The 1028-nt window shown below is 60.7% G+C and carries 1 protein-coding gene and 1 pseudogene; both read left to right on the forward strand.

All coding sequences use genetic code 11. The features are described 5' to 3' along the window. The coding region (locus tag EN969_RS35680) for a hypothetical protein (RefSeq protein ID WP_206525305.1) at positions 1–196 on the forward strand (196 nt) is incomplete at its 5' end. Positions 197–523: 327 nt separating this feature from the next. Beyond that, a pseudogene (locus EN969_RS32685) lies at positions 524–789 on the forward strand (type II toxin-antitoxin system ParD family antitoxin). Positions 790–1028: the final 239 nt, after the last annotated feature.

Here is a 1028-nt window from a genome sequence, read left to right on the forward strand (position 1 = left end):
GTCCTCGGCGCACAAAGAGGACTCAGCCGACAAGGTACGACAACAAACAAAGCCTCAACAAAACAGCCCGCAGCCCGCGGGCCGTTTGCGTTTGGGGGACTGGCAAGTGAAGCGCCAGGCCGCCGCCATGGCCGGATCAACCGAATCGGAGGCGGAAAAGACAAAGCCATCCGATCCTCGTGCCAGGCATCGGTGATGCCGGTGATGATTTGCAATCAAATACGAAATGAATTTGGTCGGGGTGGTGTTCTATTCAGCCGGCTTTTGTGGCCACCCTCGACCATGACAATGACTGATGGCCGCGAATATCGACCTGCATGTGAATCCTCGATCGCGCCGGCGGCCGGTGTGTCACGCCGCAATAGCCGCAAGTGCCGTTGGTCGAGCGGCCTGGGGGCGTTGAAGCGATGCCTCGATCATGCCGAATCAAAGCGAAGGGCGATTCTCTGCGGATGAGTCACGCGAGGTAAGGCGTGGCCGAATCGGCGCCAGATTCGGGATCGCTCCCCGCAGGAGGTTGCCAATGCCAAATTACGCTTTGAATGACCACTACGAGAGCTTCATCAGGAAGCAGCTCGAATCAGGCCGCTACAACAATGCCAGCGAGGTTGTCCGCGCGGGCCTGCGCATGCTCGAGGATTTCGAGGCGGAGCGGGAGAAATGGCTGCGCGAGGAGATACCAGGGCGCCTGGCTGAACTCCGGCAGGATCCGACGAAGGGCATCCCTGCCGACACGGTCTTCTCCGGCTGGAGGCGCGTCATCGCTCCAAGCAGGCGAAAGCCAAGTAGGGGATAGAGTATCGGATTGTCTTCCACTCCAAGGCCGAGTCGGAGCTGGAGCAACTCTACGATGACCTAGCCGGACGTGCGTCGCCGGCGATCGCCCGGAATTTCATTGCGGGTATCCGTGACCATTGTCTCGGCCGTCGACTTTTCCACAGCGGGGCACCGAGCGGGTCGAGATCATGCCGGGGCTGCGGATTGTTGGCTATCGCCGCGCCGTCAGCATTGCCTTCGCCGTCGAGGGT

The sequence above is a fragment of the Mesorhizobium sp. M7A.F.Ca.CA.003.01.2.1 genome, assembly GCF_003998945.1.
GTDB classification, from domain to species: domain Bacteria; phylum Pseudomonadota; class Alphaproteobacteria; order Rhizobiales; family Rhizobiaceae; genus Mesorhizobium; species Mesorhizobium ciceri.